Below are 26,001 nucleotides of genomic sequence, written 5' to 3'. Positions count from 1 at the left end.
TAATCATATATAATGACTGATATCACGAATGGAGGTGCTGGAAGTGGACTCATTATGGCGAGACGGGAGCAGGGCGAGCCAGATTTATTTTATCAGCGGCGGACACAAACCTGTAAATCTTCATCAGTGGGGACCCGGCGTACGTGACGTCTATGCGCTACACTTCATCATTCGAGGGCAGGGCACATTGGAAACCGGGGGCCAGCATTATCGGCTGGGTGCCGGGGAGAGCTTTATCATTTTTCCGCAAAAAGAAATCTATTACTACCCCGACCCGGCTGACCCGTGGGAGTATGTATGGGTCGAGTTCAACGGAAGAGACGCGGGGCGAATCGTAGATTTGATACAACTATCGGTGCGGCATCCTGTACTCCCAGTTGCTCCGAAAACGATGGCTCCGTGGTTTCATCTGGGCTGGAATGCAGGATCATCACCTGGTGAAGTCTTAAGAGCGGATGCACGTTTGCAGCTGTTACTTTCCTATTACATGGAGTTTTTTCCGAACGAGAAGCAGGCAGAGAGTAGAGATGACGTGTGGATGGCAAAAACCTATATCGAGCAAAATTACTGGCAATCGTCCTTGACGGTGGCGGAAATTGTACAGGCCGTAAATCTGGAGCGAAGTTACCTGTTCCGCAAGTTCAAGGAAGCTACAGGTCAATCGGTGTCAACGTACATCACGGCATGTCGTATCCGGCGTGCCTGCGAGCTCCTTGAGTCATCTCAATTATCCATTCAATCCATAGCTTATTCGGTGGGATATAATGATCCGCTTTATTTTTCCAGAGTATTCAAAAAGGCAACATCATACACGCCCACTGCCTATATGATGTTGCACCAGAAAAGAGCAGGTCGTTAGGGAACAAGCATTGTATACCTTTAACGAAAAAGAGCACAGTTCCCTGACTCGCGGAAGTAACGAATGAGCTTCTCGATCGGCTCCCGCCCGCAATTCAGCTTCACGCCAAGACAATCAATGCAGACAAATTGCCGGGCTGTTAGCGAGACCAATTTCAGATAGATACCGACATCGTCGGAAGTGAGCGGAACCTGACAGGTGGTGCACAACCGGCTGTGTGCCATTTATTTCACCAGTTTGGCTCGCACAACGAGACAATCATGGGCCGCTACGACGGGCGCATAACGCTCTCGGAATACACCGAGTTCCTTGTGCTCCCAGCAGTCATAGAGGGACAGGGAGTAACCTGATGCGTAAGGCAGTCCCATATCCCAGAATTGCAGGGACAGTTCGCGCTGGCTGTCGCTCAGGTTGAAGAAACCAATCGCCAGATCACCGTCCGTAAGCACCTTCACCAGCATGAATACATCATCGGTATGGAACCACTGCGGCTCAGGTTTGATGCGGTAAGCCCCGCGTGCCTCTGCGTCCTGATTAATGGCAAGCAGATCGGGGTTCAGCAAAATGTCCTTGGTGACCTGATTGGCTTTGCGCACATCACACCCAATCATAAGCGGTGAACCCATCATCGACCAGAGGGAGAAATGGGTTTTGTATTCAATATCGTTGCAGCCGCCAATGCTGCCAATAAAGTCATTGTTACTTCCGCCGTACATGCCAACAATGAGCATATCCATGTCGTTGTGGCAGAAAGAACCCGTATAGCTTTGTTTTCCGAGCTGTGAAAGAGCCAGCTCTTTAACCGAGTCCCAGTTATCGCGAATATCCCCGGTGGAACGGTACATATGCGCCCCTGATTCGCGAATCCATTCGTAGACATTGTCCTCTCCCCAGTTGCAAGCGGAGAAAAGAATCTCGCGGCCGCAGTTTTTGAGCGCAAGACTCATGCGTTTATATAACAATTCGCCAGAGATATGGCGCGGCTTGAAGCAGTAGTCATATTTTAAATAATCCACGCCCCACTCGGCGAATAATGCCGCATCCTGAAATTCATGCTCGAAGCTGCCTGGATATCCGGCACAAGTATGTGTACCGACACAGGAGTACATGCCAAACTTCAGACCTTTGTCGTGAATATAATCTGCAAGCGCCTTCATTCCACTCGGGAATTTGGCAGGGTCTACGACCAGATTGCCGTCCGCATCCCGCTCCTTCAGGCTCCAGCAATCGTCAATGACAATGTACTCGTAACCGGCGTCCCGGTATCCTTCCGTTACAAACACATCGGCAACATCCCGAATCAATTGCTCATTGATGTCCCACGTAAACGTGTTCCATGAATTCCAGCCAAGCGCAGGGGCAAATCCCATCATTGCATTGATGTTATTACTCATGATCTGAATCGCTTCCTTTCTCAAACCGTTTTTTGAAAATGACAAAATGCCATTTTTTCATGTAGTGAGGTGGAGTTACTAACTCTCATGAACTTAACGGATTAAGAACATTTTAACCATAGCCTGACGTTGCTTGGACATGGACAAATGTTGTTTGGGTTAAAAAATGGTATATGAAAGAGATAATGTATGTTGAGGGGAGCTAGTGTCCCATTGTTAATTCTGATCTGGATGTGTACATTACGAGTAAAAATAAAGATACCGTGAAATACGGTATCTTGAAAGGCGTAAATATTGAATTACCACATCTTCTTTGTGTATTATAAACCATATAATTCTCAGAAAATTACAAAGAAATCAGGGATAAATTTTCAATTCCTTATGTAGATCATACATCATCTTTGTAAGAGGTTTATTTTTAAATTGGTCCTCAGTAATTTCGGGTCCGAAAATAATTTTTTTGATTTCTGCATCAGATAAATTGATTTTGCCCAATACTTTTTGAATTTCCTCGTTTTGTGTGTTGTTGTACATCTGTTTTTTTTCGAGTAGTTCAAGTACTTCATTGCTATGAATTTGATACGCCTCACGAATTCTCATTCCTGCAATATTATGTTCGGTACCACTTTCTGTTTTTACAATAATTTTCATATCATCTGAAGTGGTTCCATCGTAAGTGAACGTTATATCATTGATCCAGTTGATTGAACTATCAAAAGGAGAGGAGAATTCCAATTTCTGTGCCCCCTTTATTCTGTTGCAATTTCCACACACAGGTATTAAATTATATAGGCAAATTGAAAACAAAGGAAATTTACCTTTATTAAAGAAATGATCTAATTGTGCTCCTGCGACATTGTCTGCCCTGCAATTGATATAATCTCTATTACAATAGGGGCATACATTAAGACCGGAATTTCGAACTAATCTGACACGGACAGAAACCTTGTTAACCTCCGAATTTGCAATGATTGAGTAGGAGTCATGTAGTTTTTTATATAATTTCTTCATAGGAGGATTCTTTTTATTTGATTGTGTAAAGGATTCTTTATTCATTATTTCAAGGCTATTTTCATTGATGAAGGAATATGCATCCTTTAACTTTTGCAAAGGTGCAAGAACTAGGGTCTTAAATTCATCACTGCTCTCATCAAAGAAGTTAGAGGGTAGATATTTTTTACAGCTTTTCAAAATTAGTTTTTGACAAGAGGTGGGTATTTTGTGAATAACAGCTTTCAAATATTCACTTTCAAACTCTTCTGAATAATTTTGAATTTGAATCAATCTGTTTCTTTCCTTTCTTTAATTAATTTAAACTGTTTGATCTTGTGATCTAATTCTGCTCTCTGTTTAACTAAATGATCCAACTCAGCATCCTTTCCTAACTTTTGGCTAAGAGTGAGCATCAGTTTTTCTCTGTATACTTGTTCACCGATTTTATTAATCAATTGGCTCATTTTTTCATACAATTGTTCAGACTCAAAAGGAGTGTCAAAGTATTGTTTTAGAAACGCGCTGATTTTGGGTTTAATGTTATTGTTTTCATCAGGACTCAGTAATTCACTGACATCTACAATGAATTCACGACTAAATTCACCTATGGTGTAATTCATAAAAAAATTATGTGTAAGGAGTTTGTGTATATTTTGGCCAAATGTTTGGTCAAACTTGGTATCTTCTTTTGAAAGATAAGAAATGTCCTCACTAAGAACATCGGAGATAATGAATGGTGAGTTTGTCGTAATAACGATTTGGATCTTAGATTCGGTTTTTGAAGCATGTATGAGATCAAGAAGGATCTTAATGTAATTTCGCTGCCATTCAGGATGATAAAAAAGCTCCCCTTCATCTATAAATAGAAGAGCAGTTTCTCCTTCTTGTAATGCCTCATCATCACTAAAAAGTTGATTTTTAACTAAATCCTCCAGAGTTTTCGAATACTTTCCATGGCCCTCTAGAAACCAGTAGAGCTTAGATAGAAAAGAAAATTTAGCATGTTGTCCAGATGAAAAATGCCCAAGCTTGGCATCAGGTAAAGTAAGAAATTCACTAATAGAGTTAAGATTCTCATTAAAATTTTTTACCAATACTTGTTTTTCAGGAAGTTCAGACAAGTTACTCATCACAAAAAAAATTTTATCATCTGGAAAATCAAAATAATTCAAAAAGTCTTCTTGTGACAAATAGTCTAAAAAAGCAAGTTGATAAAATAGATCCTTGTTGAATGTTTCAGATGGCTTGTCTCGCTCATCTTTATTAATTATAGCGTTTTTTATAACATTCCTTTTTTCAATGAAACTTGAATTTTCAGAATAATCAACGTGCCTTGAACCAATAAGAGATTTGGCATAATCCTCTTTATTGCTCTTGTTGTCTTCTTCATTATCTATTTTTTCTCTTCTGGTTGTCAGTCCTTCAATATCAAATAGACTATCTTGGTTAACACTGAGCATACTTGAGAAATATACAACTTTGCTTAATTCATTTCTACTTTTATATGCTTTGTGATTAAAGGCATTGGCACCTGAAGTCATGGCACTGTTTATATTTGTCAAATAATATGGTTGATCTCCTAAATGGAATACAATAAAAAATTCGATGTTATTCTCCATTATTTTATAAGGTTCATATTCAAGTTCATTTACGACTCCGTTATTACATGAAATACGCTTCTCTTTTATGATATGGATGAGGCGGAAAAAAGTATCTCGTAAAAAATCTACCGTACTGGTTTTGCCCATACCATTCTTGCCAACTATACATGAAAGTGAGTAGACTTTATTTCCATAAAAATTTGGGATCTCATCGGAGTTAACTGAAGCTTTGAGTTCTTTCGTGTTAATGTCATAAGTGAATTTGTGGTCAAAATTAATTAGTTGAGATTTCATACCTCTATAACGATTAAGATAAAGAAGTGAAAACTTAAGAGGCCTGTAAATGTACTCTGATTCTTTTGAATGATCTTCATTTATGAATTCCAATACTTTTTGTTCTGATTCTATTGAACGATAGTTACCTAACATCCAATCTGGATAGGAATATTCAAAAATCACCTCTGTACTAGGATTATCTATGTAGGTTACAGCTATCTGTTTATTGTCAGAATGGAGATGTATATTGATAATTGCTTTTTCATTTATGATAAATTGTCTATCGAAAGCACAAGAATTTGTCCAATAGCCATAACTTTTTTGATTAGTATCTGTTATTAATTCAAGCTTTTCCGACGCTAGATTTTGATCGAGATGGAGATAATTTCTAATTAAATGTTCTTGGACTCCGTATTTTTCATAAAGACCAGAATTCATTAAATCTGCTATAAGTAAACTGTCTAAAAAACTGAATTTATATTTTTGCTTTTCTGAATCAGGTATTAAGGAGTAATCAATAATGGTGAATATTTGGTTCCTGTAAACGCCTTTATTAACGATTTTATATAACTCATACTTTTGAAGTAAAAGATCAATAATTTCTACAGGAAGATATCCTATATACTCACGAATTCTTTCTATCCCACCGAAGGCGAAACCGAAATCACTTGGCGTTCCAGCATTAGTAATATGTCTATAAATTGCTTTAACTGTAGCATCTTTTTCTTTCTGTTCTATTAAACTGTTGTCTTTAGGGAAAAATTTACAGAGAAATTTGATTGCTCTTTGATTATCCGTGAAAGTCCCAAAATAATTTTGGTAAAATTCAACTAAGCCCGAGTAGAGCAGACTTTCTAATGGGGTGTCATTCAACACATCAACTACTTCTATACGCTTTTGCTCGATCGTATTGTAAAACCCATAAGCCACATGTCTGTGGTGGAGCAATTTCTTATATTCATCATAGGTCTTAAGTTCATTGTGGATTGGAACCATGGAATCTAACAATTGTGTAGCAAAGAACATAATATCATTTTCATAATCGTCAGTTACATATGGCCGGGCATGTACCAAGTCTATAGCTTGTTCTTCTAATTCAAAGGCAGTATGTAAAGAAGATAACAAATCCTTTATATCCATAGAGTCAATCGTTAAAAATTCTTCTTTTCCTGCGGGTATGTATCCTTGAAAATTAATTATTGCTTGTTTAATATTTCTTAATTGTTGTTCATCCATATATTGAAGATTCCTTTCTTTAATAAATTTAATTGCTTACTATATATTATTTAGAGTCATTAAAAGAATGAAGTTAAAATATGGTAAAAGACGAATGCAAAGATTATCCTTCTGGCGAAGCTTTTTTTTATCGTTTATACTTGTAAAGCCAATTTACTTGAGGAGTTGTCTAACGAATCATGAATAAAAAAGAAGTCGCGCACATTCGCAAACAATTCAAGCTGGATCATGACCTGCTGAACATTTACGACATCCTGAATGTCTATATTACGAAAGAAACCAACGAAGTTTATCACTGGGAACGCCATCCGTTTGAACTAGTGGATCGGGAGAAGCAAGAGTTATACATGGGTAATTTCAAAAAATTGCTGACAGGTGAACTGGATCAGAAACTGTTCGAACTGAAATTCCAGGAAGAGGCGGAGGAACCGGCACAGGTGATGCTTCACCAGGCACTCGTCACAGGTGACCCGGATGAGTGGCAGGATCTGATGCTGCTGCTCGTCGATCGTATGATGGCTGATGCCAAGTACGAACGGGATATGGTGGTCACCTTTATTAAAGGACAGTATTATCTGCCAACGAAAGCTAGAAATGATGAAGCGGAAGAGAGTGAGAGAAACGAAGTCTTCGCCCATCCCTTTATCCTGTGCAGTGTGAATTCCACCGAGAAACAGCGTAAGACGCTTCTCTTTGACTACGTAGAGCGGGAATTCAAGTACAACATCATCGTTGATCCGATCATCAAATTAAGCACGCCGGAGCAGGGATTCCTGTATCCAAGCGTGACGGACAACTATTCGGACGTAAACCGTGTGCTGTACTGCACGGGCAAATCTAATTTCCCGGACCCTCATTTTGTTGAAAATGTGCTGAATGGAGAACGTTCGGTAACGGCACTGGAGGAGCGGGCGATATTCGAGGATATCGTCAAAGAAATCACGGGTGAGCAGATGGATGCCACTACGCTGGCTCATGTATATGAAGAGATTAACCGGGTTATTGAAGTGAACGAGGAATCCCATGAGGAAGAGCCTCCGAAGCTGGATTACAAAGACGTGGAACGTCTGCTTACGGCCAGCGGCGTAGAAGAACTGACCACCGAGAAGGTGGAACGTGCATTCGAAACCATCGTCGACAATAAAAACTATGAGCTGAAGGCAAACAGCGTGATGCCGAAGTACACTTCCAAGTCGATCAAGATCGACACCAAGGTGGCGACCATCTCCATCAGTCCGCAGGACCTCAAATATGTGAGACAAGTGAACTATCAGGGAAGACGCTGTATTATGATTGAAGTTGATGAAGATGCAGTGATTGAGGGTTTCACGCTGGCAACAGAGAATCTGTAACATAACTTCAAACGGAAACTGAACTTTACTAAGCTGGATAAAACGTGACTCAACGTAAACGTTCAAAAAGCCCAAGCTTGTGGTTATGCCGCCAGGCTTGGGCTTTTTTGTCTTAGGTCTGTCCCTGTCGTTGTGACTGCCTCAGCTAAGATTGACGCAGCAACTTCCGGATATCGGCTGATGGGCGGGAGCCAAGCTCCTCGTGAAGCAATTCCTCGAGAAGCTGGTATTGCCACTGGGCTTCAGTCCGTCGACCAAGCGAAAGATAGATCACGATTTTTTCGCGGTGAATATCTTCCCGGATTGAATCAATCTGCAGGATGCGATCGAAATAATGCAGTGCACGAAGCGGTTGCTTTTGCTGGATATGATATTGAGCAGCCGTTTCCATCATTGTAATAAAGTCCATCTCAAGTTGTCTTGACCATGCAAGTGCCCATTCATAATGCCGTCCTTTCAAAAGCTCACCCCGATACAGAGTGTCTATTCGTTCAAACATCTCAGGTGAATAGGTTGAAGCTTGACGGATCTGGCGGAATAACGCTTCAAACTCATATAGATCACAATCGATGGAATCACGGTCAATCCGAATCCCGTTGCGATCCTTCTGGATAAGGGGAACATCGCTGTTATCTCCAACCGCACGTCTGACGTAGTACAGCGTTGAGTTAATGTTGGTCCAGGCTTTCTGCGGACTGAGGTCTTTCCATAACGTATCCGCCAGAGCATCACGGCTCGTCGATTTAGCACATAACAGGAAAGCGAGCAATTCTTCCGTTTTGGGTGTTCGTAGCTTCACGGGACTCTCTGCATCTGCTCCGTCATGTACTGTAAATTCACCGAACAGCCGTACAGTCAAGCGAGGGGGCGATGAGACCGGATCGAGAGAGATTGCGTTGTTACGGAGAAGCTGCTGCAAGCGTTGAATCGTACGGCTTACACGTTCCGCTGTCACAGGTTTGATGATATAGTCGATCACTTCTTTTTCAAAAGCTTGTACGGCATATTCCTCATATCCTGTGACCAGTACAATCGGGAGGGAAGCATGATGCTTGCGCAATTCGCCGATCAGTTGCATTCCCGAGATTCGCGGCATCGTGATATCCAGAAAAGCAGCATCAAAACTGTGATTTACCGCATATTCGCAAGCCTTCTCCGGGTCATGGAATACTTCGCATACCTCAATGGATCCACTTTCAGTCAAAATACGTTTCAGTCGCTTGAGTGATAGATCCTCATCGTCTACGATGATCACTTTTATCATGTACTGTAACCCCCGTTACCCTTATTGCTCTGGTGTTGAATGGGAAGATCCAGCGTAATGCGTGTACCTTCGCCATCATGGCTTTCTATCCGAAAATCCCTGTTGTACAGCAGTTTGAGTCTGCTGGAAATATTCCATAGTCCGACACCTGTGCTACCGTCAGCGACCTGCCGGATCTCTTTCATTTTCTGCTTCGTCATACCCATGCCGTTATCTTCAATGGTAAACCGGGTTTCCATTTCGCTAAGATTGCGAATAGACAGCATCACGCGACCGCCGCCAACTCGGGACATCAGACCGTGCCGAATCGCATTTTCAATCAAGGGTTGCAGGATCAGCGGCGGAATCTGCATGTTTCGATCCACATCAGCGTCCACATCAATAATGACTTCGAGCCTTGATCCGAAACGGGCCTGTTCAATCGCTATATATGCCTCGATCATGCCTAGCTCGTTCTCCAGACTGGTTTTGGAATCCAAATGTTTGAAGTGCACACTGCCCCGTAAATAACTCGATAGCTGCAAGATTAATCGTTCTGCCTCATTTGGCGCATCGACACATAACTCGGCAATCGCATTCAAAGCGTTATATAGAAAGTGCGGGTTGATCTGGGATCGCAAAAACGAAATTTCGGCATTTCGTGCAGCCTGAACGGACATTTTCATCCGGGTTAGACCACCGATTCGGGCCAGCAATTCCTCCGATTCAAAGGGCTTGGATACAAAATCGTTGGCACCTTTCTCCAGCGCGAGCTTTAATTGATGGGCTTTGTTGCCTGCCGTTAGCATAAGCACCGGCAGCTCGGAAGGGGAGAAGCGCTCCCGAATTCGATCCAATAACTCATAACCTGACATGACTGGCATCATAATATCGGCGATCACCAGATGCACGGCAGGAAGTTTGTCCAGCAGCATCATTACCGATTGGGAACGAGATGTAACGGCATAACTGTACCCTTCCAGCTTCAACAGACCAACGATGGTTTGCAGATTGGCGGCATCATCGTCAACCACAAGAATCCACTCATTCCTCAACCCTTGTGTTATGACAGGTTCTTCATACCTTAGAGATCGATTCCCGGAAATCGTAGGAGCCATGCTGAAAGGCGTCACGTTGGCACGTTTCTCTTTTTTACCTTCAGCCAGTGGGAACGTCAAAATAAATGTGGCGCCTTGGCCCAGCGTTGATTCGGCGTGAATGGTTCCGCCGTGCATCTCAACAAGCTTGCGTGTGATGCTTAGACCTAGACCCGTGCCTCCCGTAGCCATTGGCCCCGCATCTGCTTCCTGTTCGAATGGCAGGAAGATATGCTCCAGCTTGTCGTGGCTAATGCCGCGTCCTGTATCGGTAATGCGCAACTCTGCTTTTCCCTGAACGAGAGCAGCACTGATTCGGACCGAACCCTGCTCCGTGAACTTAATGGCATTACCGATCAGATTGTGCAGAATCTGAACAAGCCGATTCCCATCCGCATAAATGGCCGGGAAATAGGCAGGGATGTCGTTGACTAGTTCCACCTTTTTGGTACCGAGCAGGAAGGAATGCATGCGCAACACCGATTCGACATAGGAAGACAGGTCTGTGGCTGAACGGTGCAGCGAGATGTCCCCATGCTTCATTTTGGAATAGTCCAGCAGTTCATCCACTAGGTACGTCAAACGCCGGCCACTGCCCGTCACAATCGCCAGATTATGTGCTTGTTCGACGGTGAGCGGGCCTTCCGAACCTTTGAGCAGACTTTCACTAATATTAACGATGGCGTTGAGCGGTGTTTTGAGCTCATGCGACGTGTTGGATAGAAAATCATCCTTAACCTGATCGAGGAGGAGAAGCTGATCCTTCAGAGATCGAACGGTAAGGTAGGCCTCGAAAAATCGCAGGACGGCTAGAAATAACATCAGGATGCTGAATAGTACGATACACACTTGACCGATATTGACATTTTCCTTGAGTGAAATGGAGAACAAGTTGATGTCCAGACAATACAGCGTAATGCAGAGCATGGCTGCGTACCATAGAAAGCTTGATAATCGTTCTCCCTTCTCACTGAGCATAAACCGCAGAGCACATTGCACCAGAAGCCATAGCAGAATCAATGTGTACAGTCCGATAACATAAGGTGCGGTTAACACGTAGACGGAGATAGGAAAGAGTACGAGCAAACTGATATATGCGCCAAAAATAAATAGGGTTACAGAGGTAACTACCCCCGAGAACATGCCTGTCCTGAAACGGTAGAAATAAAAGATCAACAAGCCGAGACAGGCAACGGAGCAAAAATCTTTTAATTTATATAACGTACTAAATGTAAGATCTGTGCTTGATGTTGCCAATACTCGTTCACTGATCATGCCATTATAGAGGGCATACAATAGGCATACCAGGCCGAGCAGTAGCAGAGAGTCATCCCGGTTTCGATATAGCGCAGATCCTAAATAACTGATGAGAAAAATGATGGATATGGTAGCCAATACAGCCATGGTTGCCAGTTCAATGGCTGTGCGGTTCTGATGGCTTTTTAGCATGGCAGCCTGTTCTCCAAAAAAAAGCGGACCCGAGATGCCTGCATTCGGATAATCATAGTTGGCGACCCGAACCAATATTTCAATATCACCGCCATGATAAGGGAAAAATGCGATTTGTGGTGAATTGCCTGCCTGGTATCCTGCGTTTTTTTCCACGGCTTGTCCGTCTTCCACCAGTTTGGTGCCATTGACGTAAATTTCGCTGGCAAAGCGAATGTTGCTTTTCTTGATGGCAAGAGTGCCTTCAACGGGTGTATTTCGCAGGACAAGCCGGTATGTAGCAAAACCGTAGGGTGGTAATCGTTTACCCCCTATCTGAATGGGGCCCCAAGTACCGGGAACCTCTGCATAAGCATCAGGGGATGCAGGTGATCCTTGTTGTTTTTGATCCGCGATATGAGCTGGGGGCGGCAGTAGCTTCTTCCAATAAAATTCCCATTCACCATCCAGCCTGATGCGATCCTCAAGCTTCGGGTTCCAGGTGGATAGGTCCAGAATGCCCTGATGTGCATGGAGCTCGGCAGCTTGAGGTTCTCTAGCCGTGGATAGAACCAGCAGCGAAACAGCAATTAACACTGTGATAGCAACACCTAAAATTCGTATTAACACGTTCTGCTGCTCCTTTGGGAGATTACCAATCATCTCTAGTATTCTATCGGCATTGTAGCGGATATCCCCAGGGGGTGCAATTGAATTTCGACAATTTTCTTTGTTTATTTTTTGTTTATTGTAATCTTGTATAATTCGGGTGCGTGATATGTCGAAAGAACTTAATAGAAGCATCAAAAGACCTATCTTTACGCAACTATGGACTTATGGAGTGGTGAGCATGGAGAGGAAAATCACAATGTGGTTTTTTCGGAACTTAATGGTTGGGGTAACGGTCTTGCTGCTCATGATTGTGAGTGTGAGCGGGTATAGAGAACCTTCGATTGCTCATGCAGAAGGGAGTACGCAAACCAAGGCGCTTTTTGGAGCCGAAAAGGTCTATTCCTCGGCAGCCCAAGCGGTTTTCTATCTGAAAGCGTATCGAAAGGACGGCACACTTAAGACCGTGGGCAGCGGTTTCCTGATCGGGAACGGGCAAGCACTCACAGCCGCACATGTTGTGAAGGATGCGGTTTCGTATGAGGCGGTGTTCGAAGATGGCTCTGTGCAGAAACTCAGGGTTCTTGGTGCTGACGAAGATACCGATGTGGCGCTCCTGTCTGTAAAAGATACTGCAAAACGTCCGGTACTTGCTTTGTCTGATGACAAACCTTCCGCGAGACACGGGGAGCGGTCGTTTGCGATTGGTTATCCGCTTAAGGATGGCAAGATCATCACAGAGGGCATCGTTAATGCTCCGACGGCTGAGGTGAACGATGTCATTCGCCTGTTGACTTCCGCGCAAGTATCACCGGGCATGTCGGGAGGCCCATTGCTGAACGAGGAGGGGCGTGTCATCGGACTAATCTCCGGCTCATTTCGCACCATGAATGGCATCCATATCTGCGTGACGGTAGAAGATATACGCAAGCTTTTGAAGAAATCGAATACATAACGGGGAAAAGGGGAATCTCTGCATGTTCAAAAAGTTAGGAATTTGCTTGCTAGCCGTGCTACTTACGCTGACATCGGTCAGTTGGCCACAGATGGGCACGGTTTCCGCAGCAGCAGGCTATCAGGATATTTGGATACCAAACGGTGGCGGAAAAATCATAAATCAGAAAGATATGTCCTCCTGGAACAACAAGATTAAAAATTCGGATGCGAACAGCTTTGGTATCTTTGCTGGGGGGGCGCCGGGAACATCGGTAGAGAAAACTAATCTAACAGCATTCAGTGCAGGCCACATGAGAGTAAATTCATTCGGTGGAATTGATGCAACGATCTCTGTAGCTAACAATCCCACACTACGGCGACTGGCCGAAGGTGGACAGGCCAGAATGCTTCTGAAAATTGGATCAATTGATTATTTATTAGGTGGAGTCACAACCTTGGTCAAAGTAAACGGCAAGGAGAAGTTTCGTCAATACAGCCACGAAAGTACAGCTAATTCGTCGTGGATTGCTTTCGACTCCAACGATACGCTTGAAATTTATATTTTTGGTATGATGAACGGCGCAAGCGACATCGAGCTTTATTTCGCGGACATCACACCGCCTACATATAGTGGCAACACATTCACACATAACGGGGCGGTTCGGTTCAATGCCGATCCGGCTGTGCAGAAGAATGAATTGTTCCTGAAGCAGGGTAGTTTCATAAATCTGGCGCTGAATTTTAGTGAGCCTGTATTCCCTTGGGACGCAGAGAATGCTTCGGAGCGAGTTGATGGCAAATTTAGCTTCATGCGAACCGAACTGTTCAGCAATCCGGGTGGAGACGGATTTGAACCTTCTACTTACTATCTGACAAGTGCAGACAATGGCTATGGTGATTTTGCTTTAGGTGGATTGGATCGGAACACTCAAGCTCGATCCACTTTTAATTTCCGTTATCAGGCAGCAATGAATGACAGTACAGGGAATATTCCGATTGATCCAAAACGTCTGAGCTCACCATCGGAGCCAGATCGTCCAACTTTTCTGGAGCGCATGAATGCGGCCGGTTTCGTCGATGGGGCGGGCAATCCGGTTGCAGCCTTTAACGGAATCGGGACGATTCCCTTTGCGGACAACGCACAGCCCGGCGGTACATTCCGAACAATTATCGACGCACGCGTACCCCAGTATTCAGGAGCTCGCAACGGCGTACAGCCGGAGGTGCTGACAGGTCTTGTACTGAACAAAGGCGATGTTGTTGATTTTACTGTATATCTCAACGAGCAGGTCATCAGTGCGTTTAATCCAACCGAGGATACCAGACTCAAATTCGCCAACGGATTGACAGCGGCCTATGTCAGTGGTCAGAACACCAATAAATGGACATTCCGCATGACTGTGCCAGATGGAAAAAGTATTGAAACATCGCTGCTGGAGACGGCTGCACTGGAGCATGCCAGCAATCCTGGAGACGGGAAGGCACTAACAGATTACGCTGGTAACGTGCTCGTTGAACCGGTCAAGAAGATCGCTTGGGCGGATCTGTCTGTGGACAATACGGCACCTGAAGTGAATTTTGTTTACGAAAATCAGGATGGAGAAGTTATTCCCGAAGGTCAGTACGTGGGGGATGGTTCATTTACCATTCAGGCGTTTGATCCCGATTTGAACGGCCAGCCGAGCAAAGGTTTGTTCCGCCCAGGCAACGGTTCAGGACTAGTATACTACGTGTTGAATCAGAGCCAGGCTGATCCTTTTGCAGGGAAAAATGATCACTTTGCAGCCGTGAAACGATACTCGCTCGCACAGAAGCAGCCATCGGACGAACTGTACTCTTCAGGATATGAAGGCGTGACACTGTCAGCGGGCCAGAACGGTACCAAAGTCGAACTGCCGAATAACGGCACACCCCTGAACGGGAACTGGTACTTGCATACATGGACGGCAGACATGACTTGGGATTCGGCTCGTCAACGGATGCAATACGACAAAGGAAGCACGGAACGCACAGCCTTTCTTGCACAGCATCCTGATGCGACACCTGCGGAGCTGGAAGAATATTATCGTCAAAATATACTGCCTAATCTCTCCGATTACGGCAATGTAGCGCAATGGCCGCTTTCCGATTACATGCAGGATGATTCGAATTGGTCTTATCATGTAGGTCTTCTTAAGATCGATAACGATGACCCGAACGTAGAAATCGGCAATGTGGTGGACAACAACTCGGACAACGTGAAGATTACCGTTAAGGCTGTTGATCCGACATCTTCCATCAAGAACGATAAGGTTCAGTACCAGTTTGTTGCGGAGGGAAAAAATGTAGCTGCTTCCGGCTGGCAGGATGCCACACTTAATGCGGCAGGCGAGGCGGAGATTTCGACATTGAAAGATCCGGCTATAACCAAAGGCGGCCGTTATGAGCTACATGTCAAAGCACAGGATGTCGCGGGTCATTCAGCAACGGCTGAACCGAAAGCGGTGGATGTGCTCGTCATCTCCACCAAATTCAAAGCTTACCCGGGCACGTATGCGATCAATGACGGACCCGAATTTACGGTAGCGGGTGTTCCAATCGAGACGATTGAATACCAGTACACACAAAGCTCCGAGCGCCCTGCGGGCAACAGCAAATGGACTGCTTTTGAAGACGCACCGAAAGAAACAAAGCTGGGCGACGTAGCTGCCGAAAAATACAGCTTCCCTGCCGACAAAACGCTGAATGGCACATGGTACGCCCATGTACGCATCAAACAGCAGGATACAGGCCGGTTTTATTACTACTATCAGGAATACAAGTTTGATCATTTGCCTCCGAATGTGAAATTTGGCTCTCAAGGTTACTTGTATCCGATGCCGGAGCAATCCGTGCAGATCGATGTGTCGGATACACTGGTTGACTTTGCCGGTGTTGCCGCGAAGAACATTCGTTACCGATGGATCAAGGTGGTCGAGGGACAAGAAGAGCAGGAACCCGACCCGGATGGAAAAGGATGGAGTACATCACCCGCCGACCACCTGATTACCCTTCAGGCGGACAATAAAAAAGACAACGGCAACTATCGTCTGTATGTACATGCCAGCGACAGTTTGGGGAACAGCAAAATGTTCCATACCACCGGTGTATTCTCCGTCTTTTATTTAAGCAGTGAGCCGCCTGTAGGCAGTGCGCGTTTGATCCGGACCGAAGGACCGGGAGACGACGGGTATACAGCAATTATGGAATTAACGGTGGATGTTCCGGCACAGGAAGGATATTTCTACTCGGTTTCTACCAATGGCGGAGACAACTGGAGTACCTGGCTACCTTATACAAACTATGTGGGAGTTCCGGTTGACACCGAAGACCCGGGACAACTCAAGTCCAAGGTTCGTGTGAAGTTCAAGGGCTTCTACGACAATATCAGTGAGATTGTAACCCCTGAAATTCAAATCCAGAATGCACCGGCTTATGCACTTGCTTCCCTGGAGCAGATCACGCCGATTCGCGGCGGAGAAAAGGTTCAGGATGGCGGACAGAACGAAGGTCAGGAGATCGTATTTGATCTGGTGGATGGCAAGACGGTGAAGCCAACAGGCAGTAACCCGGAAATGCCGGAGACACTGGAAACCAACAAACGTTTCAAGATTTATCGGAACGGAAGCTATTCCTTTACCGTCAAGGATGGCAGCAATACGGCAACTGTATTTATTGTCGTTTCCAACTTTGATGATACGCCGCCAGTGGTAAACGTGAAATATTCCACCATTGCTGCGACGAACGGAACCGTTAAAGTCAGTCTGAAATCCAGCGAACCGATCCGAATCACCAATCTGCCCACATCGTACAAAAATTTCAAAGAAAACGGAGAATTTACGTTTGAGTACGAAGATGCAGTCGGTTTTACCGGAAGTGTGACAGCTACAGTGAGCAATATTGATACAACACCGCCAGAAGCGGATATTACGCTGCACTACAATCATCCAGACCTCAAAGCGCTGATTCGATACGGGAGCGGTACGGCTGTGGTGGACAGTGCAGGGGATGGTTATAACGCAAACGGAGAATTTACTCATTTTGCAGCACCAACATCAAGCAATGTGATTGCATCGAATCTGATCGTGGCTCAAGTTCTGCCGAAGGCAGGACAGGTTCCGGACTATCAGGTAGTCTCGAACAGCGCGGGCACGAATCAATCTTCAATCGTGATGACTTCGGGCAGCAAAGCACGCTTCTCACTGGCAGATGCCGCCGGGAATAGTGCCAAGATCGAATCTGAAGCCATCTCTACACTGGTCGGTTCTATTCCTGCTGTAGATGAAGTCACGATGGTTCGTATAGATAACGACGGACAAGTTATCGATGGCAGCAAGCTTGTGCGGATTGGGGATCAGGCTTATTCCAAAGGCAAGGTACGTGTAGGTCTGGTGATGCCAGCTTCGGCGGTTGAGGGCAATGTTATCTATGCAGGTGCAACACCGGTATCGAGTTTCAGCGCCGAGTATGCAACCAATGGTGAACATTCGATCCTGCTCTCGGATTTGCTCGGCAACAAGAGACAAGTCAATTTTACGATAGAGGGTCTGGATAACACGGCGCCAACGATTCGATTGAACAAAACTTCCACAACGCTGCTTCAAAACAAACCGAACTTTGACCTGGCAGCAGATCTGGGCGGTTACGTGGTGAGTGACAATCTATCGTCTGCAGAGAACATTCAGGTGACCGCCTCCGAGTATGTGCTGGAGGGCGGACAATACGTGGACAAACCGCTAAACCTGACCGTTACGGGAAAACACACCCTGCGTTACACTGCCAAGGATCAGCTTGGCAACGTAAGTTATGCTCTGCAAACGGTATTTGTTCGTTCAAGTGACGGTATGTTTGTTACGGCAAATGGTCTGCCGTTGTCGGATACCGAATCTGAAACAGCGATTGTAAATACAGGTGTCATTACGTTTAATGTAAGTAACTTCCGCTCGGTTGGCTCCGTAGGCGGAACCAAGCTGGAGAATGAACTCGGGACGTACGACGTGTATTATTTCCCTGGACTGGTGCGGGAAGGACAGCTGAAGTACATTGCGACCAAAGTAACGTACAAGGAACTAGTAAGCAAGGACTTCAAAGTAACACTGCCCAAAGCCGGATGGTATACCATCGTGGTGCAAAATTCAGAGCGCGAACGCGTCTACTCCACACTGCTCGTTAACCGGGCCAATTAGAGAAACGGAAGGGGTTCACCCATGCGACGGAAAAACATCATACGGATGATCGCGGCGATGATGGCTGCAGTAATGCTGATCAGCGTGTTGCCGCTCCATATTGCTGCCGCTGCGGTTTCTGCAGCGGGAACGACATCAATCAAGAACGGATTCATTAAAGTAACCGTGGATAATGCAAGCGGCCGTTTCAGCATTCGTACGGAGGACGGTCAGCCTATCCGTAAGAAGGACAATGGAGTAGACATGATCTTTGGTGGAGATAACCCGGAGACTTCATTTACTACATTTAAGATTAACGGAGTTGACTTGATCTTCGGTAATCCCTATAAAATGGCACCGAACTGGACCTCGGAGGTAACCCCTCCGAAGGTTGTTACGGGAAATGATGGTACCCAAAGCGTCGTTACCGTGTGGACCATTCAAGGAATTCGGATCAGCCAGATCATTACTTTGCTACTGAAAGAAGACAAGGATCAAGGCGGTAATGCTCGCGTCCAGTACGTTGTTGAAAATACAACGAATGCCAAAGTAGACATCGGCTCGCGTGTATTGCTGGATACGTCCGTTGGTGGCAATGATGGGCCTGCCTTCCAGATTGGACAGAACTACTCGGTTCCGCTGACAGTGGAGCGCAAGCTGGTTCATGAGCCGGAGAAGCTTGGTTATGACAAAAACGTGGACGAGCAAGCCTACAACCTGCACAAATTGCCAGCATACTGGGTTATGCGGGACAAGCTGGAGGCGGGGAATCCCTCTGCAACAAATGTGATTGCCTACGGTTTTAACAACTTGTTTGAGGGCGGTATCAACATTGTTGACGAGATGGTCGTTGGACACTGGGCTAATCTCGCAGGCACGAAATGGGATTACGAACCGGACGAAAATCTGGATTATACCCAGGATACGAATAAATATGGCACAGCAGATACGGCCGTAGCTTATTATTGGGAGCCGGATGCAGTACAAGCTGGCGGTCAGTATACGTATGAGCTTGTATATGGCTTGGGTGAGATTGTATCGCCGGAGAAGGTTTTCGACGTACGATTCCTTGATCCAACTCAGAAGCTGGAGACCAACGAGGATGAGACAGGTTACGTGCGTGAAGGTGTGTTTGAAGTTAACACCGAGATCGAGAATCTGGAAATGTTCAGCATGAACCATAGCCAGATTGATGTTACGTTGACCCTGGAGAACGGTTTGAACTTTGTGGATGAGGATGGCAAGGAACTGAACACACGAAGCCAGAAGCTCACGTTCCGCAAAGACGTTCCGCCGGAGCAAGCTGCGCAAGGTGTGGAATTTATTCCATATAAACCGGGCGAAGTGGTTGCAGCCAAGTGGCGGGTCAAGGGTACAGGCAAAGCCTGGCCCTCCACACGTCAATACATGGTAACTGTGAGCAGTCCGGAAACGGAGAAAAAGCTGGAGACAACGATCAGTGAGAGCAAGCAGCTCCCTGAATCGGAGATTCGTGCGATCTATGAATCGTCGAGAGCCGGTTTTATTTTCCTGCCGCCCGTTGGCGAACTTCGCAAAACGCTGGTGTACGCTTTGTCACCGGAGGAAACGTTCAGCAAAGATGAGAAATATATCACGCTGAATGTGTCCAACATTGCGGCATACAATGTCGGTAACGCAGCGACATCAACCGCAGCTAATTTTGATATGTATCTGGTAAACATGAAGAACGGAGATCGTTACAAGGTTCCGGTGACCCGCTCCGTGACAACCCAGCCCCTAGGTAATGGATTTGCCGGAGATATCAAGCTGATCTACCGCGGTGGAGAAAAGGTGAAGCCGGATGGTACAACCCTGGAAGTACTCAATAATTCGGTTCTGCCACTTGGGGAATATGCTGTGCAGCTCGACTACAAGGACAAAACGATTCCCGAGCTGGCGGAGGCACTCAGCTTTACAACAAGTCAGACCTTTGCTGTAACAGACAATGAAGAGAATCGTGTTCGTCAGGCAGGCATTCTGGCTGTATACAAAACCAAGCTGGATTTGAATGCAGCAGCCCGTGACAAAGGGGCATTCGCAGATGTACTGCCATGGACGTACGGAAATCTTACCGATGCACAGTTCAAAACGAAACTGGATCAGGACCGGGCACGTTTTGTGGCTGCAAAACAGGAAATGGTTTCTGCTTCACGCAAGCTTGATCCTGCGCTGGATATCGCCGGAGCATTGGATGCATCAGGATCACCGGTATATGCAGTGGAAACGTTTGAGGATGAGAAAGCGTTCGAAACGTTCAAAAATGGACTAGACGAAGATGCGGAGCAGGAAGTCGTGCTGGAAGTGCGTGGTAAAATCGTGCAGTCCGGTACGGGGGCTAACGCTCAATACACTGTTCAATCGGACACTGAACCAGCAATTCTTAACCAAAGTGTTGCCTACAAAGGTAAAGACCTGACAATCTCCACCGGGAAGTTCCCGCTTGCCGATCGGCTGAGAGCGAATACGGACACGCCGTTCTTGCAAGCACTCTTCGTAGGTGGGGATGGTACGTTAAGTGTGGCCAACAGCGGATTTGTTTTTCATTCCGGCGAATGGACCGTCGATTTCTATAACGGATTTGACAAGTCGCTTGGAACGGAATCGAAGCTGAGTGATGAAGAGCAGGCATGGGAAGAGGGGCGTAACCCTGAAGACCCTACCTTGAACGGCACGCTGACATGGGCGAACGGCATGATTGGAGATGCGCTTAACCCTTATCGGACGCTGCTCGTATCGTATGTGTACTTTAATAAACATACGTTGTTCACCACGCCATCCTTCTCCCTGAACGGGTTTGGCCTGAAGCTGAATGATTTCATTTTGAGACAGGATGGGGTCTCTTTTGGCGGTGCGATAAAAATGTTTATCGTGGATGGTGAAGTGAAAAACGTCATGTTCAACAAATCCGGGTTTGTGGGCATTGAATCCGCATTGAAGTTCCAGCTGGATAACAGCATTGGTTTGTTCAAGCCAGGCTCTGAGGACAGCATCAAAGGCGGAATCGATGTTACGCATTATAAAGACCCGAACAAATATGGTGTCATGAACTCATACGGGGTTAACTTTGAAGCCAAGCTGGAGAACCTGTTCTCGATCAGCGCAGAGCTTGCCTTCAAGCGTGTTCCGGATGGACGGATTATTCCTGACGTCATTGCATTTGGATCAGACCTTCCTGATCCGGGCATTCGTATTAATCCAGCTACGAAAATCTCGAGTTTGCGCGGAGCGGTTCGTGAACTTGCGATGACCATCGCTGGCGGGACGGAGCGTTTGCCACTCACCCTTGAAGCAGGCATTGACATGGAAATCGGCCAGAAGCCGGCCGTTTTCTCGGGTAGCGTGGACCTGACTCTGAAAGCAACAGGTTTCAAAGTGGTCGGCAAACTGGGCTTTGGTGAAGGTAGCAAAGTCATTCCGATGTTGACCGAAGCACTGATCCAGACGCAGTGGGCGAGTCCGATGTTTATTCGTGCCCGTGCGCAGATTGATGTCGGCGGCTGGGATATTATTGTGGGCAGTGCCAGCCTGTTTATCGGTGAGAACCTGGAAAAAGGGCGCATTGATTTTGAAGGCATGGTCAGCTCCAAAATACAGGTGCCACGTTCAGTGCCGGTTGTTGGCGGCATGGGATTTGGCGTCCGGGCCGGAGCCAACAATGACCAGTTGTGGGCAGGCATCTCGCTGTTATTCCTGACGCTGGGCATCAAGTATTATTGGGGCGGCGGGATCTCGTTTATGACCGATGGCTCGGCTTTGGACAACGAAGCACTGGCACATCTGGCGATTAATGATCCGGAGCAGGGGCCTCGTCTGTTACAGATCGGTACAGGCATCAAGACATTGGCAACCTCATGGGAAAATGAAGAGCTGGAGCGTTACGAGATTCAATATACTGCTGTTGAAGATGGCATCGACATGATAGAAGATAGCTCTCAAAACCTCGGCATTGGCGGTATTCGTACGTCCAATGGAGGCAAGACCCATGTCATTCCGATGACTGGAGTAACGGGGGACGCGTTGCTGGAAGTGGAGTATTTCACTACGACCAGACCAACACTGACCCTGAAACGGACTGATGGAAGTACGTACAACATCGTATTCGGGGAAGCAACAGACAAAAATGCAACCGCATTTGAGCAGATCATCAAAGCGCCGAAAGAGGGCGACTTGAAGGGTGATGGCACAACCGTAACCAAGAAAGAAGAACAGCAAAGCACGGACGTGCGCCGCGTTTATATTGCGATCCCTCAAGAGGATGCAAAAACAGGTAGTTGGACGCTAACCTCCAGTCAGTCCGTCAAATCCAAGCTGATGAACATTCCGGTACTCCCGGAACTGAGTTCAACGGCTCTGGAACTGGATCCGCAAGATGCGGATCAATTCACCGCACGCTGGACGGTTGATAATGCTTCAGCAGGGGATACCGTGGATCTGTATCTGTCCTCTGACCGTTTGCAAGCAACAGTAACACCGGATGAGAAGGTTGATCCAGGCATTATGATCGCCAAAGGCATTGAAATCGAGAGTGCGGACATTGATGCAGATGGTCGTGCTTCCGGTGAGATGGCTTTTGACGTGAAGCAAATCGCTTATTTGGGCGGAGCCGATCTTCGCGGCTTGCTGCAACAAGGAAAATATTATTTGCGAACCGAGCTTAAGACGGACATGGCATTCTCTGTTTTATCCTCAGAAGAGGCTTACACACTCTTAGATCCGTTAGCTCCAGTGGCCGTGCCATCTGTGGAAACCAGAAGCATCGGTAACGGCATGTTCGAGATTGCCTTTCCGGCAATCGCCAAAACCGCTGCGGAAGAAGCCGACGAGTTCACATATATCGTGACTGCATCAGATGAGCAAGGACAACTGTACGATCCGTTTGGTGAGGAAGGTTACAGCGAATCCGACTTGGAAGCTTCGCTGAAGGATGGCAAATATCATGTGACTGTCGGTGGCTGGAATGCACTGGGTACCCCTAAGCTGGGTACGGATGGCAAGGTGCTGCGCAATGCAGACGGTACGATTGTGATGGAAGATGATGGTACGAATGGGACAGAAGATAAGGAAGTTCGCCATTCTGGACTGGAGCCGGGCAAAACGTATCGCTTGGGTGTTACCGTTGCGCGTAAACCTGCCTCGGATGACCAAGGCAACATGCGTCTGTCGACGACAACTTACAGTGATGGGAAACGGCTTCCCGTTCCGACAGGACCTGTGCTCTCATTAAACAATAAGCAAGTGGTAAATAACCAAGCAGAAGTGGTGGCCGGTTCGAACGAAGTAACCGTGAGCGTAGAGTCCAATCAACCTAACGTCGTTGTAGAGGCTTCCACGGATGATGGTGTGCTGGGAACGTATAACCTGAGCACTGCGGACAAGGTGAAATTTAACTTTGCAGTGGACGGGGTGTATGCTGTTCAGCTCAAAGCGAGAAATACGAGTACGGGAGACACATCGGTAACGATGTTATATATCACCGTGGATACTACGGCTCCAATGATCTATCTGGATTCACCTTCGCAAGGTGGGCGTGCACAGGGCGGCGTTGTCCTCGTGCAAGGTACGACCATGACGGATGCCCGGATTACTGTAACAGACGCGGATAATGACAAAACTTTGGCACAGTTCAAGCCTGATGATAACGGAGATTTCAAACATGAAGTTCCATTGGACAGCAGTCGTTTGAAGACCCGTTTACGGATCAAAACGGAGGATGCTGCTGGCAATGTCAACGCAGCCGTCGTGGAAGTGCTGAACGGAGATTTCAAGCTGCCGCGCAGATTGAAAATGGTGATGCCTGAAGGACTTGTTGCAGGCGGAGAACAGGCGCCGGTTCAGACCTATGTGGAGTACACAGACGGCACAAGCGAGCTTGCGGACAACAGTAAAATGACGTACAGCATCGTTAATGGGGAAGCCAATGCATCCTTGGAACAGAACGGTATGCTCACGGGTAAACGTGTCGGTGCTTCGTTGATCCAGGCCGATTATAACTGGCAGGGTACCGAGCTGAGCACCATGGATGTGGTTTCCGTCGAGGCACCGAAGGCGGGAACGGCACCACCAGATTACATGGATACGATTAAAGCCTCAACGATCGGCACTGGCAAAAAAGGAGAGACCCGTGTGGCGATCAGCGCAGCCGGACACCAAGGAAACATGGCTGGCAGTGAACTGGCGTATCGCATCTTCACGAGTCAGGCACAGGTGATGCTGCCTACGTTTGAGCAGGATATCAGCGGGTGGAACACATTGCCTGCCGATAAAATCATCAAAGCCAAACCAGGCGAATGGGTTGTCGTCGCCAAACGTACAGTCAAAGAGCCTAAGCTGGTAACAGCAGCTTCTGCAGCTGTGAAAGTCAATGAACGAATCTCGGCAGATGCAGATGTTACAACGCCAACAGGGAATAGTAAACCACCTGCATCCAATATACCTTTTGGCCCATTGACCGTGGGTGGTATAGCAATCGACAGTACAACCGCAGGCCGTGACCTCAAGGCTCCGCTGGAACTGAATGGGGTGAAGCAAGAAGGCCTATTACTGGTAGATGTTACCCCAGGAACTAATGGTCCGACGGTTATCGCTCATCCTGTTAGGGAAGCATTACTGGAGGCCGCCAAGCAAGATCAGCGGATTCGTCTGCATGTAACGGGTCAGATGGAGAAGCTGCGTTTTGATCTTGATGCAGACCTGATTAAACAGCTCGCCGCCAAAGATATTGCGATGGACCTGGAGAGCGATTGGGGAAGTTATCGACTGGACTGGAAGGCACTCGATGTGAAAGCACTGGAAGCATCGTTCCCTAGACAGAAAGCAGAGAATATCAAAGTTAGTATGAATGTGGGCAAACCGGAATCTATCTATGAACAGCAGGCTGCCAAGCTGGCGAAGGAAGGGCGCATTGTTCCGCGGGGAACGCCCGTAGCCTTCGATATGATGGCAAGTGACGGAAGCAAAACCGTGGAAATCAACAAACTTTTGAGTATGACAACGAAAGAACTGAATTTGCCTCAAGGTGAGGATGAGCGTTCGGTTTCTACAGTTACTGTACTTGAAGCGGACGGCAGTCTGCGTCATGTGCCAACACGTTTTGAAGCTAGAGATGGACGTATCATTGCAATCGCAAGCAGTATGACTAACAGTGTGTATCTGCCTGTTCATTATGAAACTTCGTTCCGTGATATGAAAAATCACTGGGCAGCAGAAGCGGTAAATGACCTGGCATCACGTCTGGTGGTGAACGGGGTATCCGCTGTTAGTTTCGAACCGGCACGCAGCATGACCCGTGCCGAGCTTGCAGCACTGATGGTAAGAGCACTGGGACTGAAGCCTGGTGCGGATACATCTCAAGATGATGTAGCTTCATTCACAGACGTTACTGCGAAGGACTGGTACAACGATGTCGTGCAAACGGCGACAACTTATGGCCTGATGACAGGTTATAGCGGTAACCAGTTTGGTGCAAAAGATGTGATGACACGTGAACAAGTTATGGTGATGTTGATTCGTGCTTACGGATTGGCGGGACATCCAGCACCAGCTGCAAGCAGTGCTGAAAGCTCCCTTGAAGGGTACACGGATGTATCCAGCCTGTCTGGATGGGCCAAAGAGAGCGCCGCACAAGCAGTGAAACTTGGACTCATTCAAGGCAAGTCGGCAACAAAGCTTGAGCCGAAGACTCCGGTAACACGTGCCGAGATGGCAATACTTGTCCGCAGATTGCTTGTAGAACTGGACTTGCTGTAAGTAATGGCGGCAACAAGAAACAGCAAC

11 protein-coding genes are annotated in these 26,001 nt (G+C 46.5%); 5 read left to right on the top strand and 6 right to left on the bottom strand.

Features of this window, described 5'->3' with window-relative positions:
• The first annotated feature begins 43 nt into the window (after positions 1-43).
• Entirely contained in the window at positions 44-859 is an 816-nt protein-coding gene (locus tag FS818_RS24800; protein ID WP_145335679.1) for a helix-turn-helix domain-containing protein, read from the top strand.
• A 20-nt stretch (positions 860-879) separates the two neighbouring features.
• On the opposite strand, the gene FS818_RS24795 is transcribed toward FS818_RS24800, so the two are convergent.
• The 4 genes from FS818_RS24795 to FS818_RS24780 form a co-directional block, all read right to left on the bottom strand.
• On the bottom strand, positions 880-1,083 hold the full coding sequence (locus FS818_RS24795; RefSeq protein WP_145335677.1) for a hypothetical protein: 204 nt from the start codon (positions 1,081-1,083) through the stop codon (positions 880-882).
• Entirely contained in the window at positions 1,084-2,253 is a 1,170-nt protein-coding gene (locus FS818_RS24790) for a glycoside hydrolase family 27 protein (RefSeq protein ID WP_186375592.1), read from the bottom strand. It lies immediately after the preceding gene.
• A gap of 357 nt (positions 2,254-2,610) precedes the next feature.
• Entirely contained in the window at positions 2,611-3,537 is a 927-nt protein-coding gene (locus FS818_RS24785; protein WP_145335675.1) for a hypothetical protein, read from the bottom strand.
• On the bottom strand, positions 3,534-6,359 hold the full coding sequence (locus FS818_RS24780) for an AAA family ATPase (RefSeq protein ID WP_145335673.1): 2,826 nt from the start codon (positions 6,357-6,359) through the stop codon (positions 3,534-3,536). Before FS818_RS24780 ends, FS818_RS24785 begins: the two co-directional genes overlap by 4 nt.
• A 179-nt stretch (positions 6,360-6,538) precedes the next feature.
• Here FS818_RS24780 and FS818_RS24775 point away from each other — a divergent pair, with 179 nt between their 5' ends.
• Entirely contained in the window at positions 6,539-7,711 is a 1,173-nt protein-coding gene (locus FS818_RS24775; RefSeq protein ID WP_145335670.1) for a DUF4317 domain-containing protein, read from the top strand.
• Positions 7,712-7,856: 145 nt separating this feature from the next.
• On the opposite strand, the gene FS818_RS24770 is transcribed toward FS818_RS24775, so the two are convergent.
• Together FS818_RS24770 and FS818_RS24765 are read right to left on the bottom strand one after the other, a co-directional pair.
• On the bottom strand, positions 7,857-8,975 hold the full coding sequence (locus tag FS818_RS24770; protein WP_145335669.1) for a response regulator: 1,119 nt from the start codon (positions 8,973-8,975) through the stop codon (positions 7,857-7,859).
• Positions 8,972-12,109, bottom strand: a complete 3,138-nt coding sequence (locus FS818_RS24765; RefSeq protein WP_186375591.1) for an ATP-binding protein — start codon at positions 12,107-12,109, stop codon at positions 8,972-8,974. Before FS818_RS24765 ends, FS818_RS24770 begins: the two co-directional genes overlap by 4 nt.
• A gap of 220 nt (positions 12,110-12,329) precedes the next feature.
• Between FS818_RS24765 and FS818_RS24760 the strand changes: the two genes are divergently transcribed.
• The 3 genes from FS818_RS24760 to FS818_RS24750 are packed head-to-tail and all read left to right on the top strand — an operon-like array spanning position 12,330 to position 25,974.
• Positions 12,330-13,043, top strand: coding sequence for a S1 family peptidase (locus FS818_RS24760; protein WP_186375590.1), 714 nt, complete (start codon positions 12,330-12,332; stop codon positions 13,041-13,043).
• A 22-nt stretch (positions 13,044-13,065) separates the two neighbouring features.
• On the top strand, positions 13,066-18,228 hold the full coding sequence (locus FS818_RS24755) for a hypothetical protein (RefSeq protein ID WP_145335665.1): 5,163 nt from the start codon (positions 13,066-13,068) through the stop codon (positions 18,226-18,228).
• Between the two features lie 21 nt (positions 18,229-18,249).
• Positions 18,250-25,974: an S-layer homology domain-containing protein gene (locus FS818_RS24750; RefSeq protein WP_145335663.1), complete on the top strand. Its 7,725-nt coding sequence runs from the start codon at positions 18,250-18,252 to the stop codon at positions 25,972-25,974.
• The last annotated feature ends 27 nt before the right edge of the window (positions 25,975-26,001 follow it).

Source organism: Paenibacillus xylanexedens, from assembly GCF_007680605.1.
Lineage (GTDB): Bacteria > Bacillota > Bacilli > Paenibacillales > Paenibacillaceae > Paenibacillus > Paenibacillus xylanexedens_B.
This window is presented reverse-complemented; position numbering and strand designations above follow the sequence as displayed.

Excerpts from the sequence above, each read along its gene's own strand:
- FS818_RS24755 (WP_145335665.1), top strand. The coding sequence starts at position 13,066 with ATGTTCAAAAAGTTAGGAATTTGCTTGCTAGCCGTGCTACTTACGCTG.
- FS818_RS24775 (WP_145335670.1), top strand. The coding sequence starts at position 6,539 with ATGAATAAAAAAGAAGTCGCGCACATTCGCAAACAATTCAAGCTGGAT.
- FS818_RS24790 (WP_186375592.1), bottom strand. The coding sequence starts at position 2,253 with ATGAGTAATAACATCAATGCAATGATGGGATTTGCCCCTGCGCTTGGC.
- FS818_RS24770 (WP_145335669.1), bottom strand. The coding sequence starts at position 8,975 with ATGATAAAAGTGATCATCGTAGACGATGAGGATCTATCACTCAAGCGA.
- FS818_RS24780 (WP_145335673.1), bottom strand. The coding sequence starts at position 6,359 with ATGGATGAACAACAATTAAGAAATATTAAACAAGCAATAATTAATTTT.
- FS818_RS24760 (WP_186375590.1), top strand. The coding sequence starts at position 12,330 with ATGGAGAGGAAAATCACAATGTGGTTTTTTCGGAACTTAATGGTTGGG.
- FS818_RS24750 (WP_145335663.1), top strand. The coding sequence starts at position 18,250 with ATGCGACGGAAAAACATCATACGGATGATCGCGGCGATGATGGCTGCA.
- FS818_RS24795 (WP_145335677.1), bottom strand. The coding sequence starts at position 1,083 with ATGGCACACAGCCGGTTGTGCACCACCTGTCAGGTTCCGCTCACTTCC.